This window comes from Mesorhizobium sp. Z1-4, assembly GCF_004000235.1.
In the GTDB taxonomy this organism is placed as follows: domain Bacteria; phylum Pseudomonadota; class Alphaproteobacteria; order Rhizobiales; family Rhizobiaceae; genus RCIO01.
Genome location: NZ_RCIO01000002.1, coordinates 467,853 through 487,129, shown reverse-complemented (window position 1 = coordinate 487,129; position 19,277 = coordinate 467,853). Strand labels below are relative to the sequence as shown.

The window sequence follows — 19,277 nt, the reverse complement described above, 5'->3', positions numbered from 1 at the left end:
TTGATCGAGAAGCTTATTCCCCTACCCGGCTTTTACCAGCACGGCGCTGTCGAAAGTCAGCACGGGCGTTCCATCCTGATTGTGCGCCCCGCAGCGGATGGTGAGAATACGCCAGCCGGGACGCGTGTTCATCGCGCGATGACTGAGCGCGGTGCGCGTGAATGTGATCGTGTCGCCGGCAAAAACGGGCCGCAGCCATTTAAGGTCTGTAAAGCCGGGCGACGGCCCAAATTCCGGCCGCGGACCGGGGCCGTCCCAGGGCCGCGCGCCCATATCCTCGCGCTTCTTCAGATTATAACGCATCCACATCGAGGCGGTGTGCCAGCCGGACGCGCATAGACGGCCGAATACGCTCCTCTCGGCCTCCGCTTCGTCGGTATGGAACAGCTGCGGATCATATTTGCGCGCGAATTCCTTGATCTCGTCGGCCCCGAATGTGTGCGAGCCCAACGTAATCGTCGTTCCCAATGCAAAATAGTCGTCGAGGCTCATCGGGCCGCCTCCCGCTTAAGGAACATGCCGGTGTTTTCCAGTTCCAGAACGATCTGGCCGCGCTGGTTGAGCAATTCGTGGCGGCAGGTAACCAGGCCGAGATTCGGGCGCGACGACGATTCCCGCTTCACAACCACAGTTGAACGTCCGGTGAGAACGTCGCCTGCAAGTACCGGCTTTTTCCAGCGCGTATAGGCAATGCCCGGCGCGCCCTGAGAGGTCGAATCGAGCAGGAAACCGTCGCACATCATGCGCATGAACATGCAGCACGTATGCCAGCCGGACGCAGAAAGCCCGCCCAGAATGCTGGCCTTGCCGGCGTCCTCATCGAGATGCATCGGCTGTGCGTCGAATTGCGAGGCGAATTCGATAATCTCATCGGCGGTCACGGTCTTCGATCCGAGGTCGATCACCGCGCCCTCTTCGAAATCCTCGAACGCCCATTTCTTTCCGGTCATGGCGAATCCTGTTCATGTCTGAACAACCATCGCCGCCTGAGGCGGCAAAGACAATTCCCCATCATGTCATTGGCCCGACGCTTTGACCGGCCTGGCCGGTCAGCCGCCCAGATTGAAAAAGAAGAAGGCGGGCACGGCAACGTAGAGGGCAAGCACAAGAAGCAGAGCGGCGCGCAGCAGCCGGGATTTGTAGCGGCGAAACAGGACGACCACGAGCACGACGCCGATAAACGCCTCGAACAAGCCGAACCAGTCGCCATAGTGGCGGCTGTCCCAATAGGACACCGGCGAGCGGAACCGCCATTCGGTGAACGGCCACAAATGCATGTGGGCATCGTCGCGATGGCACAGGAAATCGATGAAGGAGTGCAGCAGCGCCGACGCAGAAAAGGCGAAGACAAGCGGCGCCGCGCCGGCGCGGCCGGCCAGCATTACGTCATGTCCGTCAGAATGGCGTTGGCGGTGAACCAGAACGCCTGAGATGATGGCGAGCCCTCCCCATATCCAGAAGGAGTGGCCAAGCCCGTTGGCGATCTGCCACCAATGTTCCCAGTAGATTTCACGGAATATCTGATTGAGCGGATAACCGCTCAGACGCAGAACGGCGATGATCAAATACATCGGCAGGTCCGGCACGATCCCGCCCGCAGCGGCGGCCCATGCAAGCCTGGGCATCGGCTTGCCGAAGAGCGCCGCCCCCATGATGACATGCGTCTGGCTGTTCATAAGCCGAGAGTAGCGGCGAGCGCCGGGCAAGCAATGGGAATTCGCGACGGATAACCTCATGCGCCCCGATCATGTTCCATCGCGGCGATGCCGGCGGATGAGGCCCAGCTGCGAGCGGCGTTCTTCAGCGGATTTCACGATGTCAGGGCGAGGTGGGGACCGGAGCGTCAACCGCTTCTTCGTCCCATTCTTACGCTCTATTGGGAGGTGGGGCTTGCGTCAAGACAGGGTGGGTGTGCCATGTATCCGGTCCCCAACCGTCCCGGAGGACCAAATCCTATGCCCGCTCATGCCAGTATGTTTGCACAATCGTACTTTCACGGAACGCGCGCAGCCCTGCAGCCTGGCGACTTGATCGTCGTCGGCTACAAATCGAACTTCTCGGAAAACAAACCGCTCTCTTGGGTCTATTTCGCCGGCACTCTGGATGCGGCCATCTGGGGAGCCGAACTTGCTCTCGGCAGCGCGCCGGAGCGCATTTATGTCGTCGAACCGACGGGCCCGATTTTCGATGACCCCAACGTGACCGACAAGAGATTTCCGGGCAACCCGACACTGTCGTATCGCTCGCGCGAGCCATTGCGCGTTGTCGCCGAAATCACAAAGTGGCAGGGGCACCCGCCTGAGAGGATAGAAGAGATGAAGGAAGGGCTCGCCCGCATGAAAGCCGAGGGCAAGGCAATCATCATCGACTGACGCCTTGCGGCGTCCCTGCCCCCCAAGGGGCGCCGCCCGCATGCGGCGGCCGCCGTTTTGGCGGCTTGCGGAGCAACCCGGGAGTGCCTATGCCGTCCGTATCGAACTGCGGGGTGCCAATCCCATGACCAAGCTGCTGGCATTGGGTTCCAGCGACCTGTCTGCGCTGGCCTATTTCGTGATCGTCTGGATTACGCTCGAAATTGTGGTCAATCACTCGCCTTTGCGACACAAATCCCTGTCCGGGCTGATGGCACGCCGCCGGCGCGAGTGGATGCTGGTTCTCGCCGAGCGAGAAGTGCGCATCGTTGACGCCACCATCCTGGCCGGCCTGCAGCAGGGCGCCGCCTATTTCGGCACCGCGTCTATGCTGGCAATCGGCGGCTGTTTTGCCGCGCTCGGGGCGACAGACGAGGCCTTGAGGCTGTTCGAGGACATCCCGGTAATCGACAGTGTAAGCCGCGTGGTATTCGAGCTCAAACTGGCCGGCCTCACCCTGATTTTTGTCTACGCATTCTTTAAATTCGGCTGGTCGTACAGGCTGTTCAACTATTGTTCGATCCTGATCGGCGCCGTGCAGCAGCCAAAGGAAACCGACTCCGAAACGCGGATCAAACAGGCCCTGCGGGCGGGCGAAATGAACACCATCGCCGGCAAGCATTTCACCGCCGGGCAGCGCAGCCTGTTCATGGCGCTTGCCTATCTCGGCTGGTTTGCCGGACCCATGGTGTTGGCAGTAACAACGACGGCGGTTGCCGCCGTACTCATCCGGCGCCAGTTCTTTTCCAACGCGCGCCGGTTTCTGCTGGAGGACTGAGTTCCGGCGGCCCGGCTTCAGGTGTTGAATTTGAACAGCATCACGTCGCCGTCGTGGACGACATATTCCTTGCCTTCGTCGCGTGCCTTGCCGGCTTCCTTGGCCGCAACTTCGCCGCCCAGGCCGATATAGTCTTCGTAGGCGATCGTCTGGGCACGGATGAAGCCGCGTTCGAAATCGGTGTGGATCACGCCGGCAGCCTGCGGTGCCTTGGCGCCCTTATGAACCGTCCACGCGCGCGCCTCTTTGGGGCCTGCGGTAAAGAAGGTGATCAGCTCGAGCAGCGTGTAGCCCTCACGGATCAGCCGATCGAGGCCGGGCTCTTCCAGCCCCATCGCGTCGAGATATTCGCGCGCTTCCGCCTCGTCGAGCTGAGCGACCTCCGCCTCGATGGCCGCTGAAATGACGACCGAGCGCGCGCCCTGTCCGGCCGCCATCGCTTCCACGGCTTTTGTGTGCGCATTGCCGGCAGCCGCGTCTGCTTCCGCCACGTTGCACACATAAAGCACCGGCTTCGATGTCAGCAGGTTGAGCCGCTGCAGAATGCGAAGATCTTCCGCCGCGATGCCGTCAAGCAGCATACGTACCGGCTTGCCGTCCTGCAGCAATGCCAGCGCCTTTTCCATCATCGGCAGAACGGTAATTGCTTCCTTGTCCTTGCCCGTCGCACGCTTGCGCGTCTGGTCGGTGCGCCGCTCAAGGCTTTCGAGATCGGCGAGCATAAGCTCCGTTTCCACGGTCTCTGCGTCGGCCACCGGGTCGATACGGCCCTCGACATGGGTGATGTCGTCGTCCTCGAAGCAGCGCAGCACATGCACGATGGCATCGACCTCGCGAATATTGGCCAGGAACTGATTACCAAGCCCCTCGCCCTTCGATGCACCGCGGACCAGACCGGCGATATCGACGAAGGAAATGCGGGTCGGGATCACCTCTTTCGACTTGGCGATCGCCGCGATCCTGCCAAGCCGCGGGTCGGGAACGGCTACCTCACCGGTATTCGGCTCGATGGTGCAGAAGGGATAGTTGGCGGCCTGGGCAGCGGCCGTCTTGGTCAGCGCATTGAAAAGCGTCGATTTGCCGACATTCGGCAAGCCAACGATACCGCATTTGAAGCCCATGATCGTTCAGTCCTAAGGGGAAGTGGGGAATTGCCCCGGCGTATGGGCGAAAGGATCCACGATCGTCAAGCGTTTGCCGCGCCGAGATCGTAACGTTTTTCATCGCATTCCCACGAAAACACGAACTTCCTGATTTCGTGTCGCCTAAAGGGGCGGTCAAGCGCGCGCGATCTTGCCGGCACCGCTACCGCGTAGCTGCTGCCCTGGAAAAAGGGGTTAGTCCTTGCCGAACAGCTTTTTGAGCATTGCTGCCATTGGTCCGGTTTCGGGAATGTCGACCGCGGGTTTCCTGGCCCGCGCCTGCCTTATGTGGCTCTGTCCTTTCACAGGGGCCTTGGCCGGCTTTGCAGCAGCTTCAGGCGCGCTGCCTTTCACCGCAAGGCTCACCTTGTTCATGAAGCCGTTGTCGTCACCGGCAACCAGCATCGGCGCGGCATCTGCCAGCGCCTCGAGCAGCGGCTCCAGCCAGGCATGATCGGCCTTGGCGAAATCGCCAAGCACATGGCCGTGCACACGTTCCTTGGCGCCCGGATGCCCGATCCCCACCCGCACGCGGCGATAATCCTTGCCGCAATGGGCGTCGATGGATTTGATTCCGTTGTGGCCGCCCGAGCCGCCGCCGGTCTTCACCCGCACCTTGCCAGGCGCGAGGTCGAGTTCGTCATAGATCACGATCAGATCAGCCGGTGCCAGCTTGAAAAAGCGCAGCGCCTCGCCGACGGCATGGCCGGAATTGTTCATGAAGGTTTGCGGCTTGAGGACAAGTACCTTTTCGCCGCCAAGAATACCCTCGGCAACCAAACCCTGAAACTTCTTCGACCAGGGCGAAAAGGAATGGCGGCGGGCAATTGCGTCCGCCGCCATGAACCCGACATTGTGCCGGTGGTCCTGATATTTCTGGCCGGGATTTCCGAGACCCGCGATAAGTCGCATTTTCTCTCCCGACAGGGCTTACTCTTCGGTTTCGCCCTCGGCCTCTTCGCCTTCAGTCTCGCCTTCGGCCTCTTCGCCCGCATCCTCGTCGGCTGCTTCGTCGTCCTCGCTGCGGAGGCTCGCCGGTGCGGCAACCGTTGCCACGGTGAAATCGCGGTCAGTGATCGTCGGCTTCACGCCTTCCGGCAGTGCGATGGCCGAGATGTGGACGGAATCGCCGATATCCAGACCGGTCAGGTCGACCGTGATAAACTCTGGAATAGCGGTCGCCGGCGCCGAGCACTCAACCTCGTGGCGAACGATGTTCAGCACGCCGCCGCGCTTGAGGCCGGGCGAAGCTTCTTCGTTCGCGAAGTGGACCGGAATATTCACGGTCACCACCGAACCCTTGCCGACACGCAAGAAATCGACATGCATGGTGAAGTCGCGCACCGGGTCGAGCTGATAGTCGCGCGGCAGAACCTGAATCTTCTCGCCGTTGACGTTGATCGTCGCAAGCGTGGTCATGAACCCACCTGCATTCAGCTTCAGATGGACTTCCTTGTAGGGCAGGGAAATCGAAAGTGGTGGCTTGTTGTCGCCGTAAATGACGGCGGGTATGCGGCCGCTGCGACGCAGTGCCCGGGCGGACCCCTTACCGACCCGATCGCGCGCCTCGGCCTGGAGCTCGTAGCTCTTCTGGCTCATGGCAGTTCCTTTCAAACATAACTGGAGCGTTTGGGGGGCAATGGCGCACCCGAAACGTCGAAAGCGGCCGGAATTAGCGGCCGCCCTCCCCCGCGCTGCCTCCAAGGGTGTCTGCGCGGGTGGCGGCTCTATAGCGGAACGCCTTTCGGCGCGCAAGTTTGCACACATATGCTGTTTCCGCGTTGCCGCATAGAAAAAGACCCGCCGTCATTCGCGACGGCGGGGAGTGAGGAACTTTAGATATGAGCGTCGGGCGCGACTGATAGGTCAGAGCGACCAGGGTTCCCTGCTGTGGTTCCATTCGTGCCAGAAATAGTCGCTGGTGCCGAGCGCCTCGCGCCGCGTCAATCCTATGTCGCGCAACAGCCGGTCGTCCTTCTTTGCAACGATCGCCGCCCAGGACGGGTCCGCCGGGATCAGGCGGCGCAGGATCCGCCGCAAATACCGGGCGTACCTCAAGCCATCTGCGCGCTGGCTTGGCAAACAGCCTTCAAGATCATCGGCAACAACAGCCATCGCGGCATCTCCGGCATCGTCCACCCGATTGCTTAGAGAGCGCATTGCCATTTGACCAACGAATTGCGATGATCTCCGTCATTCTTCCAATTGATGTCTTGTGATGGTTCACCTCGACAGCGATTTGCTCAGGACCTTCGTCTCCGTCGCCGACACGCGAAACTTCACGCGCGCCGCGCACGAGGTCGGGCGCACGCAATCCGCGGTCAGCATGCAGATGAAGCGGCTTGAGGCGATGGTTGGCGAACCGCTTTTCGAGCGCGGGCCCCGCGGGGTAGCGCTTACGGCGCGCGGCACCGAACTTCTGGTCAATGCGAGGCGAGTTGTCGATCTGATCGACGAGACCGCCGCGGCACTTCGCGCGCCCGATCTCGAAGGGCGCGTGCGCATCGGTATTCCCGAGGAATACAGCGCCAGCGTGCTGTCGCGCGCCCTGAGTTCATTCGCCAAGGCCCACCGCCAGGTGGAGGTTCTTGTACGCTACGGCCGCTCGTCGTTGCATACCGACGCGCTGGAGCGTGGCGACATCGACCTTGCTGTCGTGTTCGAGTGGGAGAGCGAACCGCAAGGCGAAGTCCTGATGCAGGATCCGACGGTATGGACGACGTCGGATCAACACTGCGTTCACGAAGAGCGGCCCGTGCCTGTTGCACTGTATGAAAGCCCGGGCTGGTGTTCGGAATTCGCGATCGAGCTTCTGAAGGCCCGTAGCATCGACTACCGCGTCGCCTACCGCAGCGACACCGGAAACGGCCTCAGGCTGGCGGTGTCCTCAGGGCTCGCCATCGCGCCGCTGTCGCGAAGCAACATTCCCCCCGGGTGCCGCGAACTGACCGCCGTCGACGGCTACGGCCTGATCGATTCATCGAGCGTGGTTATGTACCGCCGCCCGGGCGCAACGGGCAAGGCAACCACCGCAATGGCCGACGCGATCCGCGAGGCGTTCAAGGCGAATGCGGGCGGTGCTGGAGCGGACTAGGCACCTCTTTCCGCTTGTTGCGGGCACGCTGTCATTGTAGCGTCATGCGCGCGGGGGCATGGGTGGACTCCCCGCCTGAGGCTTCGGCCCAAGCTCCGCCCTTCGTATCTTATGCGGAGGGAACCATGCCTCGCTCAATAACCCCATCGAATGTCGCGCAAATGTTGGACACCGCCGCCATCGTCGATGTGCGCAAGGAACAGGCGCGGCTCAAAAGCGGGCGGACAATACCGGGCGCCTTGCGCCTCTTGCCGCAGGACGCCGGCACCCGGTGGCGCGAATTTGAAGGACAAACGGTCGTCCTCTTTTGCGTTCACGGCCATGAGGTCAGCCAGACCGCCTGCGCGCTCTTTGAAGAAAAGGGCGTCGACGCGCACTATTTGGCCGGCGGTTTCGAAGCGTGGCAGGCAGCAGGCCTGCCAACCGATACGCTGGGCAAAGACCCATGAGCGCGTCGATCATGAACGGCAGCCCATCCTATGGCGAACTCGTCAGCGTCTTCGGCCGCATTGGCGTCCTGTCATTCGGCGGGCCGGCAGGCCAGATCGCCTTGATGCATCGCGTCCTCATCGACGAGCGCAAATGGCTCGATGAAGCGCGCTTTCTGCACGCGCTGAACTTTTGCATGCTCCTGCCGGGACCCGAAGCGATGCAGCTCGCCACCTATGCGGGCTGGTTGCTGCGCGGCGTCGTGGGAGGGCTGATCGCCGGGCTGCTGTTTGTGCTGCCAGGCGCGGTGGTCATCACCGCGCTTTCCGCACTCTATGTCTCGTTTGGCGGCGTGCCGGCGGTCGAAGGCCTGCTTTTCGGCCTAAAGGCGGCGGTGCTTGCCGTCGTGCTTGAAGCATTGCTGCGTATCTCCAGACGCGCGTTGAAATCGGGCAACGCACTCGTCATCGCGATCGTTGCTTTCGCGGCGATTGCCTTTGCCGGAATACCGTTTCCGGTAATCATCCTGCTGGCGCTTGTGGCAGGTGCATTCGTACTTCCTCCTGCCCCACTGAAAGGCGTCGAGACCGAAACACTTGCTCCGCGCTCCCCAACGCTGGCATCGTTCCTCGCCACAAGCGTCATCTGGCTGGCCATATGGCTCGCTCCATTGATGGCGCTGGCCGTGATGCTTGGGCCTCAGCACGTTTTCGCGACGGAAGCGCGTTTCTTCTCCCTCATGGCCACCGTTACATTCGGCGGCGCATATGCGGTGCTTGCCTATGTCGCGCAGCAGGCGGTGGAGGTCTATGGCTGGCTGCGGCCGGACGAAATGCTGACCGGCCTCGGCCTTGCCGAAACGACGCCCGGCCCGCTGATCCTGGTGCTCGTATTCGTTGGTTTTCTGGCCGGCGTAAGGGAAGCGGGTCTCGACCCTCTTGCCGGCGGCACGCTCGGCGCTCTGGTGGCCCTCTGGTTCACGTTCGTACCGTGCTTTTTGTGGATTTTTGCCGGTGCGCCTTACATCGAAACCCTGCGCCATGTGCGCTGGCTGTCGGCGGCGCTCGCGGGCGTCACGGCGGCGGTCGTCGGCGTAATCGCCAATCTGGCGTTATGGTTCGGCCTGCACGTGTTCTTCGGCACGGTCGGTGAGCTGAGGCTGGGCCCGCTGGGTCTGCCGGTACCTGAGCCAGCGAGTTTCGTGCCCTCGGCGGCTGTCATTGCAATGGCCGCCGCGATTGCGCTGCTGCGCTACCACATCAACCTGATTGCCGTGTTGGCGCTTGCCGCGCTGTGCGGCATCGCGGCAAGTACATGGTTCTAATCGAAGAGACTCGAAACCGATTCTTCCGATGCCGTGCGCGAGATTGCCTCGCCGATGAGGTCGGCAATGGTGATGACGCGCACATTATGTCCCGCTTCAACGGTCGAAGATGGCTGAATGGAGTTGGTCACGACCAGCTCCTTCAGTTTCGAACCGGAAATACGGGCGACGGCGCCGCCGGAAAGCACGCCGTGCGTACAATAAGCAGTCACGCTCGTCGCACCATGCGCCAGCAGTGCATCGGCGGCGTTGCAGAGCGTGCCGCCGGAATCGATGATATCGTCGACCAGAAGGCAATCGCGGCCGTGTACATCACCGATCACGTTCATGACTTCGGATTCGCCCGGCCGGTCGCGGCGCTTGTCGACGATCGCCAGCGGTGCATCCAGCCGTTTGGCGAGTGCCCGCGCCCGGACCACGCCGCCGACGTCCGGTGATACCACCATCACGTTGGAAAGCTGGTAGTGCGCCTTCACGTCGCGCGCCAGAACCGGGACGGCATAGAGATTGTCGGTCGGGATATCGAAGAAGCCCTGGATCTGTCCGGCATGGAGATCAAGGGTGAGCACCCTGTCCGCACCTGCCTGGGTGATCAGGTTGGCAACAAGCTTGGCCGATATCGGCGTGCGGCCGGAGGTACGCCTGTCCTGCCGCGCATAACCGAAATAGGGTATCACAGCCGTGATGCGGCGCGCCGACGAACGCCGGAACGCATCGATCATGATCAGCAGTTCCATCAGGTGGTCGTTGGCCGGATAGGATGTCGACTGCAGCACGAAGACATCTTCGCCGCGCACGTTTTCCTGTATCTCGACGAAGATTTCCTGATCCGCAAAGCGCCTGACCGTGGCACGCCCAAGCTGGATGTTGAGATAGCGGGCGACCGATTCCGCCAGAACCCTGTTTGAGTTTCCCGCGAAAAGCTTCATGCCCGCTTCCTGGATTCCGCCTCGGTGATTGCGGGGCTTTTAGCGGGGTCAGCCTACATTGCAAGAGCGAGTGGCCGCTGGCGGCCGACTTTGCCCAAAAAAGATTGCTTTCCGGCCGCGAACCTCACCCCGCCGCGGACGAAAGCCAAAGCGCAAGCTCATCGATCGTACGGTCGGCTATCGCTTCCATCGTCGGCGTCGTGACTGCCGCCCAGCCGTCGCCTTTGCCCGCGTCCTTCTGCTGCCCCTGAATGCGGTGCACCCGGTTACCGGCGGGATCGAGCACATCCCACACATAGATGACCGTTGTTTCTCCCTTGTCGCTGAAGGCGGAGAAATAACCCTTCAGAACATGAGTGGCAGACGGTCCGCCCGCGCCGGCGACGGTCACACCGCGCTGCGCAGCGCGCGCCCTGAGACGCGCAGCGAGCGGCGGCACGGCTTCGGCCGAAACGCCAATGGCCGGCGCGAACTGAATTCTGGCGCTGCTGTTGATTGCAGCAACGCGAGAGGGTGTGGCTGCGACGCTGCTGTTGCTGAACAACGTGCTCTCGGTCTGAGTCCCTGCGGGAGAAGCAAGCTGGCCGGATGTGTTTTGCCCGCTCTCGGATGTTAACGGCTGAAGTGACGACGGCTCGACAGCGGAACCCGTGCAGGCGCAAAGCGCCAGCATCACAGAAAGGGCAACAGCGATTCTAGGTCGATGCCACATGAAACCCCGCACGGTCACTGCGTCCGGCAAACGCTGCAACCGGACTATGCGCCCTTCAACCGCTCAATCATCGCACGATCAAGTCGAGATCGTGGCGCGACAGCGCCTTGGGCGCCCCATCCGTGGTCAGATAGGTCTGCCCGAGGGTCATCGCCGCGTCGTTCTCCGAATCCATGATGATGATATGCGCAAACAAGGTCATGTTCGGGACAATCCCGGCTTCGTTGCCGGCATAAAACATCGGCGCATCCATCCATGACGGGCTGAACCGGGCACCGACAGAGTAACCGCAGGCATTGAGACGGTGACGCGTCAGCCCCCGCGCCTCCATCACCTTCGCATGTGCGTCGTAGACGTCGCCGAACGTGTTTTCCGGCCGCATCCTGCCTTCCACCGCTTCGAGCGCTTCACGCGCCGCGTCGTAGAGCTCCTGGTGACGCTTCGACACCTTGCCCACCAGCACCGTGCGCATCATGGGAGCATGATAGTGATGAAACGCTCCCGACCACTCGAGCGTCAGCTGGTCGTTTTTGGTGAGCTTGCGGCGGCCCGCCTTGTAGCGGCACAGAAGCGCATCGCTGCCAGACCCGATGATGAATTCATTGGCAGGGTAATCGCCGCCGCCTGCAAATACCGTGCCCTGCATTTTTGCAAGAATGTCGCCCTCGTCGGCACCCTGCTTGATGAGCGGCAACGCGGCCTTGAGTGCTTCGTCGGAAAGTGCCGCCGCCTTTTCGGCTTTCTTGATCTCCGCCGGGCTCTTGATGGTACGCAGCCCGCCGACAAGCCCCGAAATATCGACGATCGTTCCAAACGTCTTGAGTTGTTCATCGAGCATCTGGCCGTTTCGCGCCGTCAGGCCATGTGTCTCGTATTCGACGCCGATACGGCAGCCGAGCAGGTCGAGATCGTTGAGCAGATTTCGCAAATCGGACGCCGGATGGGCGTTTTCGCGATCCATCCAAACGATGATGTTTTCGATCGTCGATGTGTGCCGCGCCTGACGCAGATCGGCCGAGCGCGTCATCAGCACCATCGACCCATCTGCCTTGACCACCAGGCTCTGGAAAAAGCAGTAGCCGAACGTGTCATAGCCGGTCAGCCAGTACATGCTCTCCTGCGCGAACAGCAGCACGGCGTCGAGCTTCTGCTCTGCCATCTCCATCTTCAGACGGTCCAGACGCGCGTCGAATTCCGCGCGCTCGAAATGAAGGGCCATCAATTCTCCTCCAGAAGGATTGCAGACATAAGCCGCCCGTAATCGGGTTCGGATTTGTGGACAGACCGGCGGTAGGAATAAAACCGGTCTTCGTCGGAATAAGTACAGCGGGACACATCGCTGGCACCGACGCCCGCCCGCTCCAGCCGCACGACGATATAGGCAGGCAGGTCGAACATGAACCGCCCGTCATTGGAAGACCTCGCGAAATGGACATCCGCGCCCGGCTCCGCTGCAAGAAACCGTTCGCGAAACTCAGGCCCGACTTCATAAGCCGCCTGGCTGATCGTCGGGCCAAGCACGGCGACGATGCGCCGGCGCCCGGCGCCCAGCTTTTCCATCGCGCCAACGGTCGCCTCAAGCACACCGCCAAGCGCACCCTTCCAGCCGGCATGTGCTGCACCAACGACACCGGCTTCGCCGTCTGCAAAAAGCACAGGCCCGCAATCGGCGGTCAGAACGCCGAGCGCCAGCCCCGGAGTGGCAGTCGCCATGGCATCGGCGCGCGGGCGGTCTCCGGCGAAAGGTCCATCGACGATCACTGCGTCAGCCGAATGTATCTGGTGCACGGTGATGAGCCGCTGCGGGTCGGCGCCAAGCGACTGCGCTATCCTGCAGCGGTTTTCGGCCACGTGCCGGGCCTCGTCATTCGAACCGGCACCAGCGTTCAGACCACGATATAGACCTTCAGAAACCCCGCCTGCCCGGGTGTAAAAACCGTGCCTAATCCCGAAACGGGCAAGACCGTCCAGCACCGGGGACCGGATAGGCTCCGGTCTTACAGTTTCAAGCATCGGCTCCAGGTCCCTTCAGCGCGCCGGATGGTGGGGCAGCACACCTGCCAAGTCAATCCGCCCTATGGGCAGCCGAAGCCGGCGCTGTCACGGCGAGCACTTTGAAGAGTTCGCCCATCTGATCCGGTCCCGCCAGGCGTTCCACCGCATCGCGTATCCTGTCACGGCCGGCTTCGTCCAGTTCGGCGCCCAATTGCCCTGCGCGCTCAAGCAATCCGAGATTCACTAGAAACCGGCCCTGAGTGCAAAGTTCAGTATCGAGGCCATGCGCGGAAGCAACGGCGGCAAGTGCGGCGAAATCGACATGCGAGGTGATATCCGCTTCGCCAGGATGCGCCAGAACGTCGTCATAGGCGTGACCCCGCATCGCTTGCAGAGTGTCGCCGAGACCGGGCTGCAAATGACCGTAGTCGACAAAAAGTGCCGCCCCGCCATTTGACGCGATTCGCCCGCACACCGTCTCCATAAGTGCCTCGCGCGCCGGCGCGACTTCCGCAATTGAGCCCTCCGGCGCTTCGCCCGCACCCGGGGGCAGAAGCGCAGTATCGGCTCCCGTAATTCCTGCAACGAAGCAAAGCCGGCCACTGCCGTCGATCCCGACACATCGCTCGCGCCAGCCTGCTTTTGTCTTCACGAACTGGCGCATCGGCACGGCGTCGAAAAGCTCGTTGCCGACAAGGAAAAGCGGCCCGTCCGGCAGCTCATCGACCGTTCCGAACCATTCAGGATCCAGACCCGACCCGGCGAGCGTCTGCCGCTGCTCCTGCCGTAGCCTTTCGCTGATTTCGATGAGTACGAACTGCGGACCCGCGCACATCTGCGGTTCGAGCTGCCTGAATATGCGCGCCATGTCCGCCATCATCGTGCCGCGGCCTGGGCCGATCTCGGCAATGATAGCGTTCGCGGGCGATCCCGCTTCCCGCCAGCGCACGGTCAGCCAGACCGCGAGCAGCTCGCCGAACATCTGGCTCACATCGGGAGCGGTGATGAAATCGCCAGAGCGTCCGAATGGCTCGCGCGTCGTATAGTAACCGGCCTCAGGATCGAACAGGCACGCCGCCATGTAGTCGGCAACGCTCATCGGACCCGACGCGGCAATTATTTGGGCTATGCGGCCCCTAAGGCTTGTCATGCGCGGCTGCTGCAACCTTCGGCGGCCGTGCGGTAGCCATTGCCCATATGCCGGCAACCACCATCGGCAGCGACAGGATCATGCCCATCGTCAGCCAACCGCCGAGAAGGTAGCCGATATGAGCATCCGGCTCGCGGAAGAACTCGATGAAAATACGCACCAGACCATAACCGGCGATGAATGCACCGCCCACGAAGCGCGGCGTCGCGAGGCGGCCGCGCGCCCACACGAACCAAACGAGTGCCGCAAACAGCACCGCTCCTTCGAGGAAGGCCTCGTAAAGCTGGCTCGGATGCCTCGGCAGCGGCCCGCCATTCGGAAAGACAAAGGCCCACGGAGCCTCGCTCACACGCCCCCACAATTCCGAGTTGATGAAATTGGCACAACGCACCAGCCCGAGCCCCACCGGCACACCCGCGGCGATCACGTCGAACATGCTCCAGACTTTGATGCCGCGCCTGCGCGCAAACAGGATCATCGCGATGATCACCCCGAGCAGGCCGCCATGGAAAGACATGCCGCCTTCCCAGACACTGAAAATCGCCAGCGGCTCTGCCAGATAGCGAGGCAAATCATAGAAAAGAATGTAGCCGATGCGTCCGCCGGCTACGATGCCGACCGCCGCCCAGATGAGAAAATCGTCAATATCGACCGGGCTCATTGCGGGCTGGTTGTTGGCCCATAGCCGCGGCGTCGCGGCCAGCCGCCGCGAGTACCACCAGCCGAACAGAATGCCGACCACATAGCCGAGCCCGTACCAGCGTACGGCAACCGGCCCGACCTGAAAAATTATCGGATCAATGGCCGGGAAGGTCAGGGCTGAAAGCAGATATTCGGGCATCCGAAAGGTCCGGTTAGCGAAGCGCGCGGACCTTGCGCGCAGGTCCGGACAAGGTCAAGGCGGCGGTACGCCTCAGCCCTCGCCGCGACCACGCACCATCTTGCAATCCTCAGGCTGCACAACTACGTCATTTTGAAACGCAGGGATTGAGCCCATGAATACCGGACAGAACCGCATATTCGACGAACTGGCCAAGCTGATGACTGACGCAGCCGGTGCAGCACAGGGCGTGCGCCGCGAGGTCGAAACGGCCTTTCGCGCCCAGGCGGAACGCATGATCTCATCTATGGATCTTGTGCAGCGTGAAGAGTTCGAGGCGGTCAGGGAGATGGCTCTAAAGGCGCGTGCCGAGAACGAAAAGCTGGCAGCCCGCATCGCCGAACTCGAAGCGAAACCGGCAGCCAAGGCGTCGAAGCCGGCGGCATCGGCAGCCAAATCCCGCCCGGCGGCAAAAAAGTAGGCTGGTCTTTTCCACAAGCCCGCAGCGCGAAAAAAGCTTTGCCGTGAATCGGTTGGCGCATCCGCGACAATTGAGCCGGCTGGAGCTTTCCACACTTCACAGAGGATCACGCGAAAAAAGGGCTTCTCACGCGACTCCGCTTCAATAGACTGAATTTACTGCGTGATTCGTGTCGCACCTGAGTGCCGGTAGGCGGTGGGCCGGCTAGGTATACTGCGTTTCCCCCTCCATGGCCTTCGGCCTGTGCCAGCGTTGCGTGCATCTGAACGAGGACAGCCGGACAGGCTGCCCGAACGACGGAGACTTATTGCCTGATGGAACTCCTTGAACTCGATATCGCGCGTGAGCTGCACCCGGTCGATGTGATTGAGCACGTTGCCAACACGAATGACTGGGCATTCGAGCGCACCGCGGATGACGAGATCGCCATATCGGTAGCCAGCAACTGGACCGACTACCATGTCTCCATTTCCTGGATGGAGGATTTCGAGGCGCTGCATCTGGCCTGCGCATTCGATCTCAAGGTTCCTGAAAACCGGGTTCTTGAGGTGCTTCGGCTTCTCTCCGTCATAAACGAGCAGATGCTGTTCGGTCATTTCGACCTCTGGGAGCAGGAAGGCGCGATCATGTTCCGCCACTCGCTGCTTCTGTCCGGCGGCGCGGAGCCGACCAGCGCCCAGGTGGAAGTGATGCTGCACAGCGCACTTGAGGCCTGCGAATGCTACTTTCAGGCTTTCCAGCTGGTTGTATGGTCCGGAACTTCGGCCCGCGATGCGCTTTCAAACGTGATGTTCGAGACGCACGGCAACGCCTGATCTGATGAGCAGCGACGACAGCCTCAGGCCCGAAATCACCTTTGCCGATTTCGATCGCGTCGACATTCGTGCCGGCACGATCGTCGAGGCTGAGCCTTATCCTGAGGCGCGCAAGCCTGCGATCAAGCTGAAGATCGATTTCGGCCCATCGATCGGCATCAAGAAATCGTCGGCGCAAATCACCAAGTACTATCGGCCCGACGAGCTTGTCGGGCGCCAGGTAACGGCTGTGGTGAACTTCCCGCCGCGCCAGATCGGCAAGTTCATGTCGGAAGTGCTCACGCTGGGCTTTCCGGACGAAGACGGCGACGTCGTGCTAGCCGCGATCGAACGCAAGGTGCCGAACGGCGGCAAGCTGTTCTGAGAAACCGGCGCCGGCACAGGCTTGCGCATCCACGCCCCGAACCTCGCCACATATCGCATGGCGTGCTTAGGCCGGTACGCTGACCACAACCCTGGCACCACCCATCGGACTGTCTTCAAACGTTATGTCGCCGCCATGGCTGCGTGCGATGTCGCGGGCGATCGCCAGACCCAGGCCGGTGCCGCTCGCGTCCTGATTGCGCGCCTCGTCGAGCCGGACGAACGGCTTGAAAACCTCTTCGCGTTTCTCGGGCGGAATACCTGGGCCGTCATCGTCCACCGAAACGACGAGCCGGCCGTCACCGTGAACAGCCGAAATCGTGACCTGTTTGCCGTGGCGGAATGCATTCGAAATCAGGTTGGTGAGGAGGCGGCGAAATGCGCCAGGCCTGACATGCACCTCGGGCGATCCCTTCAGCCTGGTCTTGAGCTTCCGTTTGTGCAGTTCGGCGTCTTCCCTTGTCTTGTCGAAAAAATCGGCCAGATCGAAGACGCCGGTATCCTCTTCCGCCTCACCGCGCGCGAAAGCGAGATAGCCCTCCAGCATCGACTGCATGTCGTCGACGTCCTGATTGAGCGCGGCAGTGTCGATCTTGCTGCCGAGCAGTGCCAACTGTAGCCGGAAGCGCGTCAGCACAGTCCGCAGATCGTGGCTGATACCCGTAAGCATCGTGGTTCGCTGCTCGATCTGGCGCTCGATGCGTTGCCGCATCTGAACAAATGCATTGCCGGCCATCCGCACTTCCTCGGCCCCGCGCGGCTCGAAATTCTCTGGCATCGGGCGGCCCTTACCGAAACTTTCCGCCGCCTCGGCCAGTTGCAGGATCGGCCTGATCTGGTTGCGCAGGAATGCGATCGCTATCGCCAGGAGGACAAGCGACGTGCCGACCATCCACAACAGAAAGATATGCGTGTTGGACGCGTAGGCCTGCCCGCGCCGCGCAAACACGCGCAGCACCTTGCCGTCCAGCTGGACGCGGATTTCAACGATGTTCGAGTTGCCGACCGTATCGATCCAGAATGGCCGGTCGATCTGCTTGACGATTTCCGAGCTCAGCGCCTGGTCGAGAATCGAAAAGAAGGGTTTCGGGCTCGGCGCGGGTAGCGGATCGGGCGGAAGGACGTCGATGTTCAGCTCCAGCCGCTCCTGAGCGATCCGTACTATTTCTCCGTACCCGTCGTCATCGGGATAAGTTTCGATCAGGTCGATAATCGCAGCGATATCGCGCGTTACCGCCGCCGAAAGGCGAAACGTGACCGTTTGCCAATGGCGCTCCATGAACACGAACGCGATCACCGACTGCAGCAGAAGCATCGGGGCGATTACGATAATGAGCGAGCGTGCATAAAGCCGCTTCGGCAGGTAAGGCACCAATGGGCCGATCAGCTTCAGCCAGGCCGGTCTCCCGTGCTTGGCAGGAACCTTTGCCGGTTCGTCATCCTCGATTTGTGCTTCGCTGGACGTCATGAGCCCTTACTGGCGGCTGGTGGCGGGCCGCGCCGAACAGAAAGCCCGTTGCCGCCAAGCCTATTCCACGCTCAGCCTGTAGCCAACACCGCGCACAGTCTGCAGCCAAAGCGGATTGGACGGGTCGCGCTCGATTTTGCGTCGCAGCCGGTTGATCTGAACATCGATGGTACGTTCTCCAACTTCCGCTTCGCCTCCGACAAGCTCGTGGCGCGGAATGGTCTCGCCCGCCCGCTCGCAGAACATTGCGAGAATTTCCTGCTCGCGCTCCGTCAGCTTGAGCACCTCGCCGCCGCGCTTCAGTTCGCGCCGCGAAAGCTGAAAGGCATAGGGCCCGAACACGACCTGTTCGACCTTCGGCGTCGCCGGCGGTGCACCGCGCCGCAGTATGTTGTTGATGCGCAACAACAACTCACGCGGGTCAAACGGTTTCGGGAGATAGTCGTCGGCACCTGCCGCAAGGCCCGAAACGCGGCTTTCGATCTCTGAAAGCGCGGTGAGCATGAGGATAGGTACCTCTTTCTGCTCGCGCAGCGATTGTGTGAGTTCAACGCCGCTTTCACCCGGCATCATCACATCAAGGACGATCAGATCGAAATCGAGACCCTCGAGCCGGCGGCGTGCTTCTTTGGCATTGGCCGCGGTGCTGACGCGATAACCCTGTTCGGCAAGATATTGCTTCAGCAGATCGCGGATACGCGTGTCGTCGTCGACCACCAGAATATGTGGCGCGTCATCGTCCGGAATAGCGTTTTCGGCTACCATCCGCATGCCCTCTCTAACCCTCGGCATCCGGCGGATTGCCGATCTGCCGCCGCAGTTCGGGGTTGACCATCGCTTTGAGAAACCTCTCCACCGCGGCCCGGTCGCCCGCCCCGCCATTCGCCAATGCGTCACGGATACGGCGGGACTGTGGCCGTGCCAGTGCGAGCGAAAGCTCTTTTCCCTTCTCCGTTGCATGGAGCTGCCGTTGCCGGCGGTCGGTCGGTCCCGTGACCTGGACGATATAACCGGTGTCGATAAGTTGCTTCAGCACCCGGGCCAGGCTCTGCTTGGTGATCTTGAGAACATCGAGCAGCTCGGCAACGGTGAGGCCGGGGCGCCGGTTCACAAAGTGCAGGACACGGTGGTGGGCACGCCCGAAACCGATCGGGCCGAGAATTGCATCCGGGTCCGACGTGAAGTCGCGATACGCGAAAAAGAGCAGCTCGATCAATCTGAAATCGATGTCGGCAACCCCTTGTTTATCAGGCGTCTCGGGCACGTATGCCGCCTCCTCGTTCTGGCGTTCAGTCATCTTGGGGTTCCTGATGGCGAAAATATGTCAGCCTTATTGACATAAATTTCGGCCGGTGGTAATTTTTGC

The 19,277-nt window shown here is 61.6% G+C and carries 24 protein-coding genes; 8 read left to right on the top strand and 16 right to left on the bottom strand.

Annotated elements, in window-relative coordinates:
• Positions 1 to 21 precede the first annotated feature (21 nt).
• The 3 genes from EP165_RS09410 to EP165_RS09400 all read right to left on the bottom strand — a co-directional run bounded on the left by EP165_RS09410 (position 22) and on the right by EP165_RS09400 (position 1,676).
• Positions 22 to 492, bottom strand: a complete 471-nt coding sequence (locus EP165_RS09410; RefSeq protein ID WP_127521765.1) for a MaoC family dehydratase — start codon at positions 490 to 492, stop codon at positions 22 to 24.
• Entirely contained in the window at positions 489 to 950 is a 462-nt protein-coding gene (locus tag EP165_RS09405; RefSeq protein WP_127521763.1) for a MaoC family dehydratase, read from the bottom strand. Before EP165_RS09405 ends, EP165_RS09410 begins: the two co-directional genes overlap by 4 nt.
• 99 nt (positions 951 to 1,049) lie before the next feature.
• A complete protein-coding gene (locus EP165_RS09400; protein ID WP_127521761.1) occupies positions 1,050 to 1,676 on the bottom strand; it encodes a metal-dependent hydrolase in 627 nt (208 codons plus the stop codon).
• Positions 1,677 to 1,955: 279 nt separating this feature from the next.
• Here EP165_RS09400 and arr point away from each other — a divergent pair, with 279 nt between their 5' ends.
• Positions 1,956 to 2,372 (top strand): NAD(+)--rifampin ADP-ribosyltransferase, encoded by a 417-nt coding sequence (arr, locus tag EP165_RS09395; protein ID WP_127521758.1) that lies wholly within the window; start codon positions 1,956 to 1,958, stop codon positions 2,370 to 2,372.
• A 124-nt stretch (positions 2,373 to 2,496) separates the two neighbouring features.
• A complete protein-coding gene (locus EP165_RS09390) occupies positions 2,497 to 3,189 on the top strand; it encodes a DUF599 domain-containing protein (RefSeq protein ID WP_127521756.1) in 693 nt (230 codons plus the stop codon).
• A 17-nt stretch (positions 3,190 to 3,206) separates the two neighbouring features.
• Here the strand turns inward: EP165_RS09390 and ychF are convergent, their stop codons facing one another.
• The 4 genes from ychF to EP165_RS09370 all read right to left on the bottom strand — a co-directional run bounded on the left by ychF (position 3,207) and on the right by EP165_RS09370 (position 6,446).
• A complete protein-coding gene (gene ychF / locus EP165_RS09385) occupies positions 3,207 to 4,310 on the bottom strand; it encodes a redox-regulated ATPase YchF (RefSeq protein ID WP_127521754.1) in 1,104 nt (367 codons plus the stop codon).
• 216 nt (positions 4,311 to 4,526) lie between these two features.
• Positions 4,527 to 5,243 (bottom strand): aminoacyl-tRNA hydrolase, encoded by a 717-nt coding sequence (pth, locus tag EP165_RS09380; protein WP_127521752.1) that lies wholly within the window; start codon positions 5,241 to 5,243, stop codon positions 4,527 to 4,529.
• A gap of 18 nt (positions 5,244 to 5,261) precedes the next feature.
• Positions 5,262 to 5,930, bottom strand: coding sequence for a 50S ribosomal protein L25/general stress protein Ctc (locus EP165_RS09375; RefSeq protein WP_127521750.1), 669 nt, complete (start codon positions 5,928 to 5,930; stop codon positions 5,262 to 5,264).
• Positions 5,931 to 6,197: 267 nt separating this feature from the next.
• Positions 6,198 to 6,446 (bottom strand): hypothetical protein, encoded by a 249-nt coding sequence (locus EP165_RS09370; protein ID WP_127521748.1) that lies wholly within the window; start codon positions 6,444 to 6,446, stop codon positions 6,198 to 6,200.
• Between the two features lie 103 nt (positions 6,447 to 6,549).
• Here EP165_RS09370 and EP165_RS09365 point away from each other — a divergent pair, with 103 nt between their 5' ends.
• From EP165_RS09365 to chrA, 3 genes are all read left to right on the top strand, one after another.
• On the top strand, positions 6,550 to 7,425 hold the full coding sequence (locus EP165_RS09365; RefSeq protein WP_501981667.1) for a LysR substrate-binding domain-containing protein: 876 nt from the start codon (positions 6,550 to 6,552) through the stop codon (positions 7,423 to 7,425).
• Between the two features lie 161 nt (positions 7,426 to 7,586).
• Positions 7,587 to 7,874, top strand: a complete 288-nt coding sequence (locus tag EP165_RS09360; RefSeq protein WP_164742992.1) for a rhodanese-like domain-containing protein — start codon at positions 7,587 to 7,589, stop codon at positions 7,872 to 7,874.
• Positions 7,871 to 9,178, top strand: a complete 1,308-nt coding sequence (chrA, locus tag EP165_RS09355; protein WP_245440086.1) for a chromate efflux transporter — start codon at positions 7,871 to 7,873, stop codon at positions 9,176 to 9,178. The genes EP165_RS09360 and chrA overlap by 4 nt, the downstream gene beginning before the upstream one ends.
• Here the strand turns inward: chrA and EP165_RS09350 are convergent.
• The 6 genes from EP165_RS09350 to lgt form a co-directional block, all read right to left on the bottom strand.
• A complete protein-coding gene (locus EP165_RS09350) occupies positions 9,175 to 10,107 on the bottom strand; it encodes a ribose-phosphate pyrophosphokinase (RefSeq protein WP_127521741.1) in 933 nt (310 codons plus the stop codon). The two genes, chrA and EP165_RS09350, sit on opposite strands and share 4 nt — an antisense overlap.
• A gap of 124 nt (positions 10,108 to 10,231) precedes the next feature.
• On the bottom strand, positions 10,232 to 10,651 hold the full coding sequence (locus tag EP165_RS09345) for a hypothetical protein (protein WP_348629556.1): 420 nt from the start codon (positions 10,649 to 10,651) through the stop codon (positions 10,232 to 10,234).
• 235 nt (positions 10,652 to 10,886) lie between these two features.
• A complete protein-coding gene (locus EP165_RS09340) occupies positions 10,887 to 12,038 on the bottom strand; it encodes a M24 family metallopeptidase (protein WP_127521737.1) in 1,152 nt (383 codons plus the stop codon).
• On the bottom strand, positions 12,038 to 12,832 hold the full coding sequence (gene pgeF / locus EP165_RS09335; RefSeq protein ID WP_127521735.1) for a peptidoglycan editing factor PgeF: 795 nt from the start codon (positions 12,830 to 12,832) through the stop codon (positions 12,038 to 12,040). The genes EP165_RS09340 and pgeF overlap by 1 nt, the downstream gene beginning before the upstream one ends.
• A 52-nt stretch (positions 12,833 to 12,884) precedes the next feature.
• Entirely contained in the window at positions 12,885 to 13,964 is a 1,080-nt protein-coding gene (locus EP165_RS09330; RefSeq protein WP_127521733.1) for a class I SAM-dependent methyltransferase, read from the bottom strand.
• A complete protein-coding gene (gene lgt, locus EP165_RS09325) occupies positions 13,951 to 14,805 on the bottom strand; it encodes a prolipoprotein diacylglyceryl transferase (protein ID WP_127521731.1) in 855 nt (284 codons plus the stop codon). The genes EP165_RS09330 and lgt overlap by 14 nt, the downstream gene beginning before the upstream one ends.
• 154 nt (positions 14,806 to 14,959) lie before the next feature.
• Between lgt and EP165_RS09320 the strand changes: the two genes are divergently transcribed.
• The 3 genes from EP165_RS09320 to EP165_RS09310 all read left to right on the top strand — a co-directional run bounded on the left by EP165_RS09320 (position 14,960) and on the right by EP165_RS09310 (position 16,444).
• The gene (locus tag EP165_RS09320; protein WP_127521729.1) at positions 14,960 to 15,265 is read left to right on the top strand and encodes an accessory factor UbiK family protein; all 306 of its coding nucleotides are present in this window, start codon (positions 14,960 to 14,962) and stop codon (positions 15,263 to 15,265) included.
• 314 nt (positions 15,266 to 15,579) lie between these two features.
• Positions 15,580 to 16,080: a type III secretion system chaperone family protein gene (locus EP165_RS09315; RefSeq protein ID WP_127521727.1), complete on the top strand. Its 501-nt coding sequence runs from the start codon at positions 15,580 to 15,582 to the stop codon at positions 16,078 to 16,080.
• 4 nt (positions 16,081 to 16,084) lie between these two features.
• Complete coding sequence (locus EP165_RS09310) at positions 16,085 to 16,444, top strand: tRNA-binding protein (protein WP_127521725.1); 360 nt, start codon at positions 16,085 to 16,087, stop codon at positions 16,442 to 16,444.
• Positions 16,445 to 16,510: 66 nt separating this feature from the next.
• Here the strand turns inward: EP165_RS09310 and EP165_RS09305 are convergent, their stop codons facing one another.
• From EP165_RS09305 to EP165_RS09295, 3 genes are read right to left on the bottom strand one after another with little or no spacing between them, the layout of a single operon-like run.
• Positions 16,511 to 17,911, bottom strand: coding sequence for an ATP-binding protein (locus EP165_RS09305; protein WP_127521723.1), 1,401 nt, complete (start codon positions 17,909 to 17,911; stop codon positions 16,511 to 16,513).
• A gap of 60 nt (positions 17,912 to 17,971) precedes the next feature.
• Positions 17,972 to 18,676, bottom strand: a complete 705-nt coding sequence (locus EP165_RS09300) for a response regulator (protein ID WP_206075904.1) — start codon at positions 18,674 to 18,676, stop codon at positions 17,972 to 17,974.
• Positions 18,677 to 18,689: 13 nt separating this feature from the next.
• Positions 18,690 to 19,208, bottom strand: coding sequence for a MarR family winged helix-turn-helix transcriptional regulator (locus EP165_RS09295; protein ID WP_127521718.1), 519 nt, complete (start codon positions 19,206 to 19,208; stop codon positions 18,690 to 18,692).
• Positions 19,209 to 19,277: the final 69 nt, after the last annotated feature.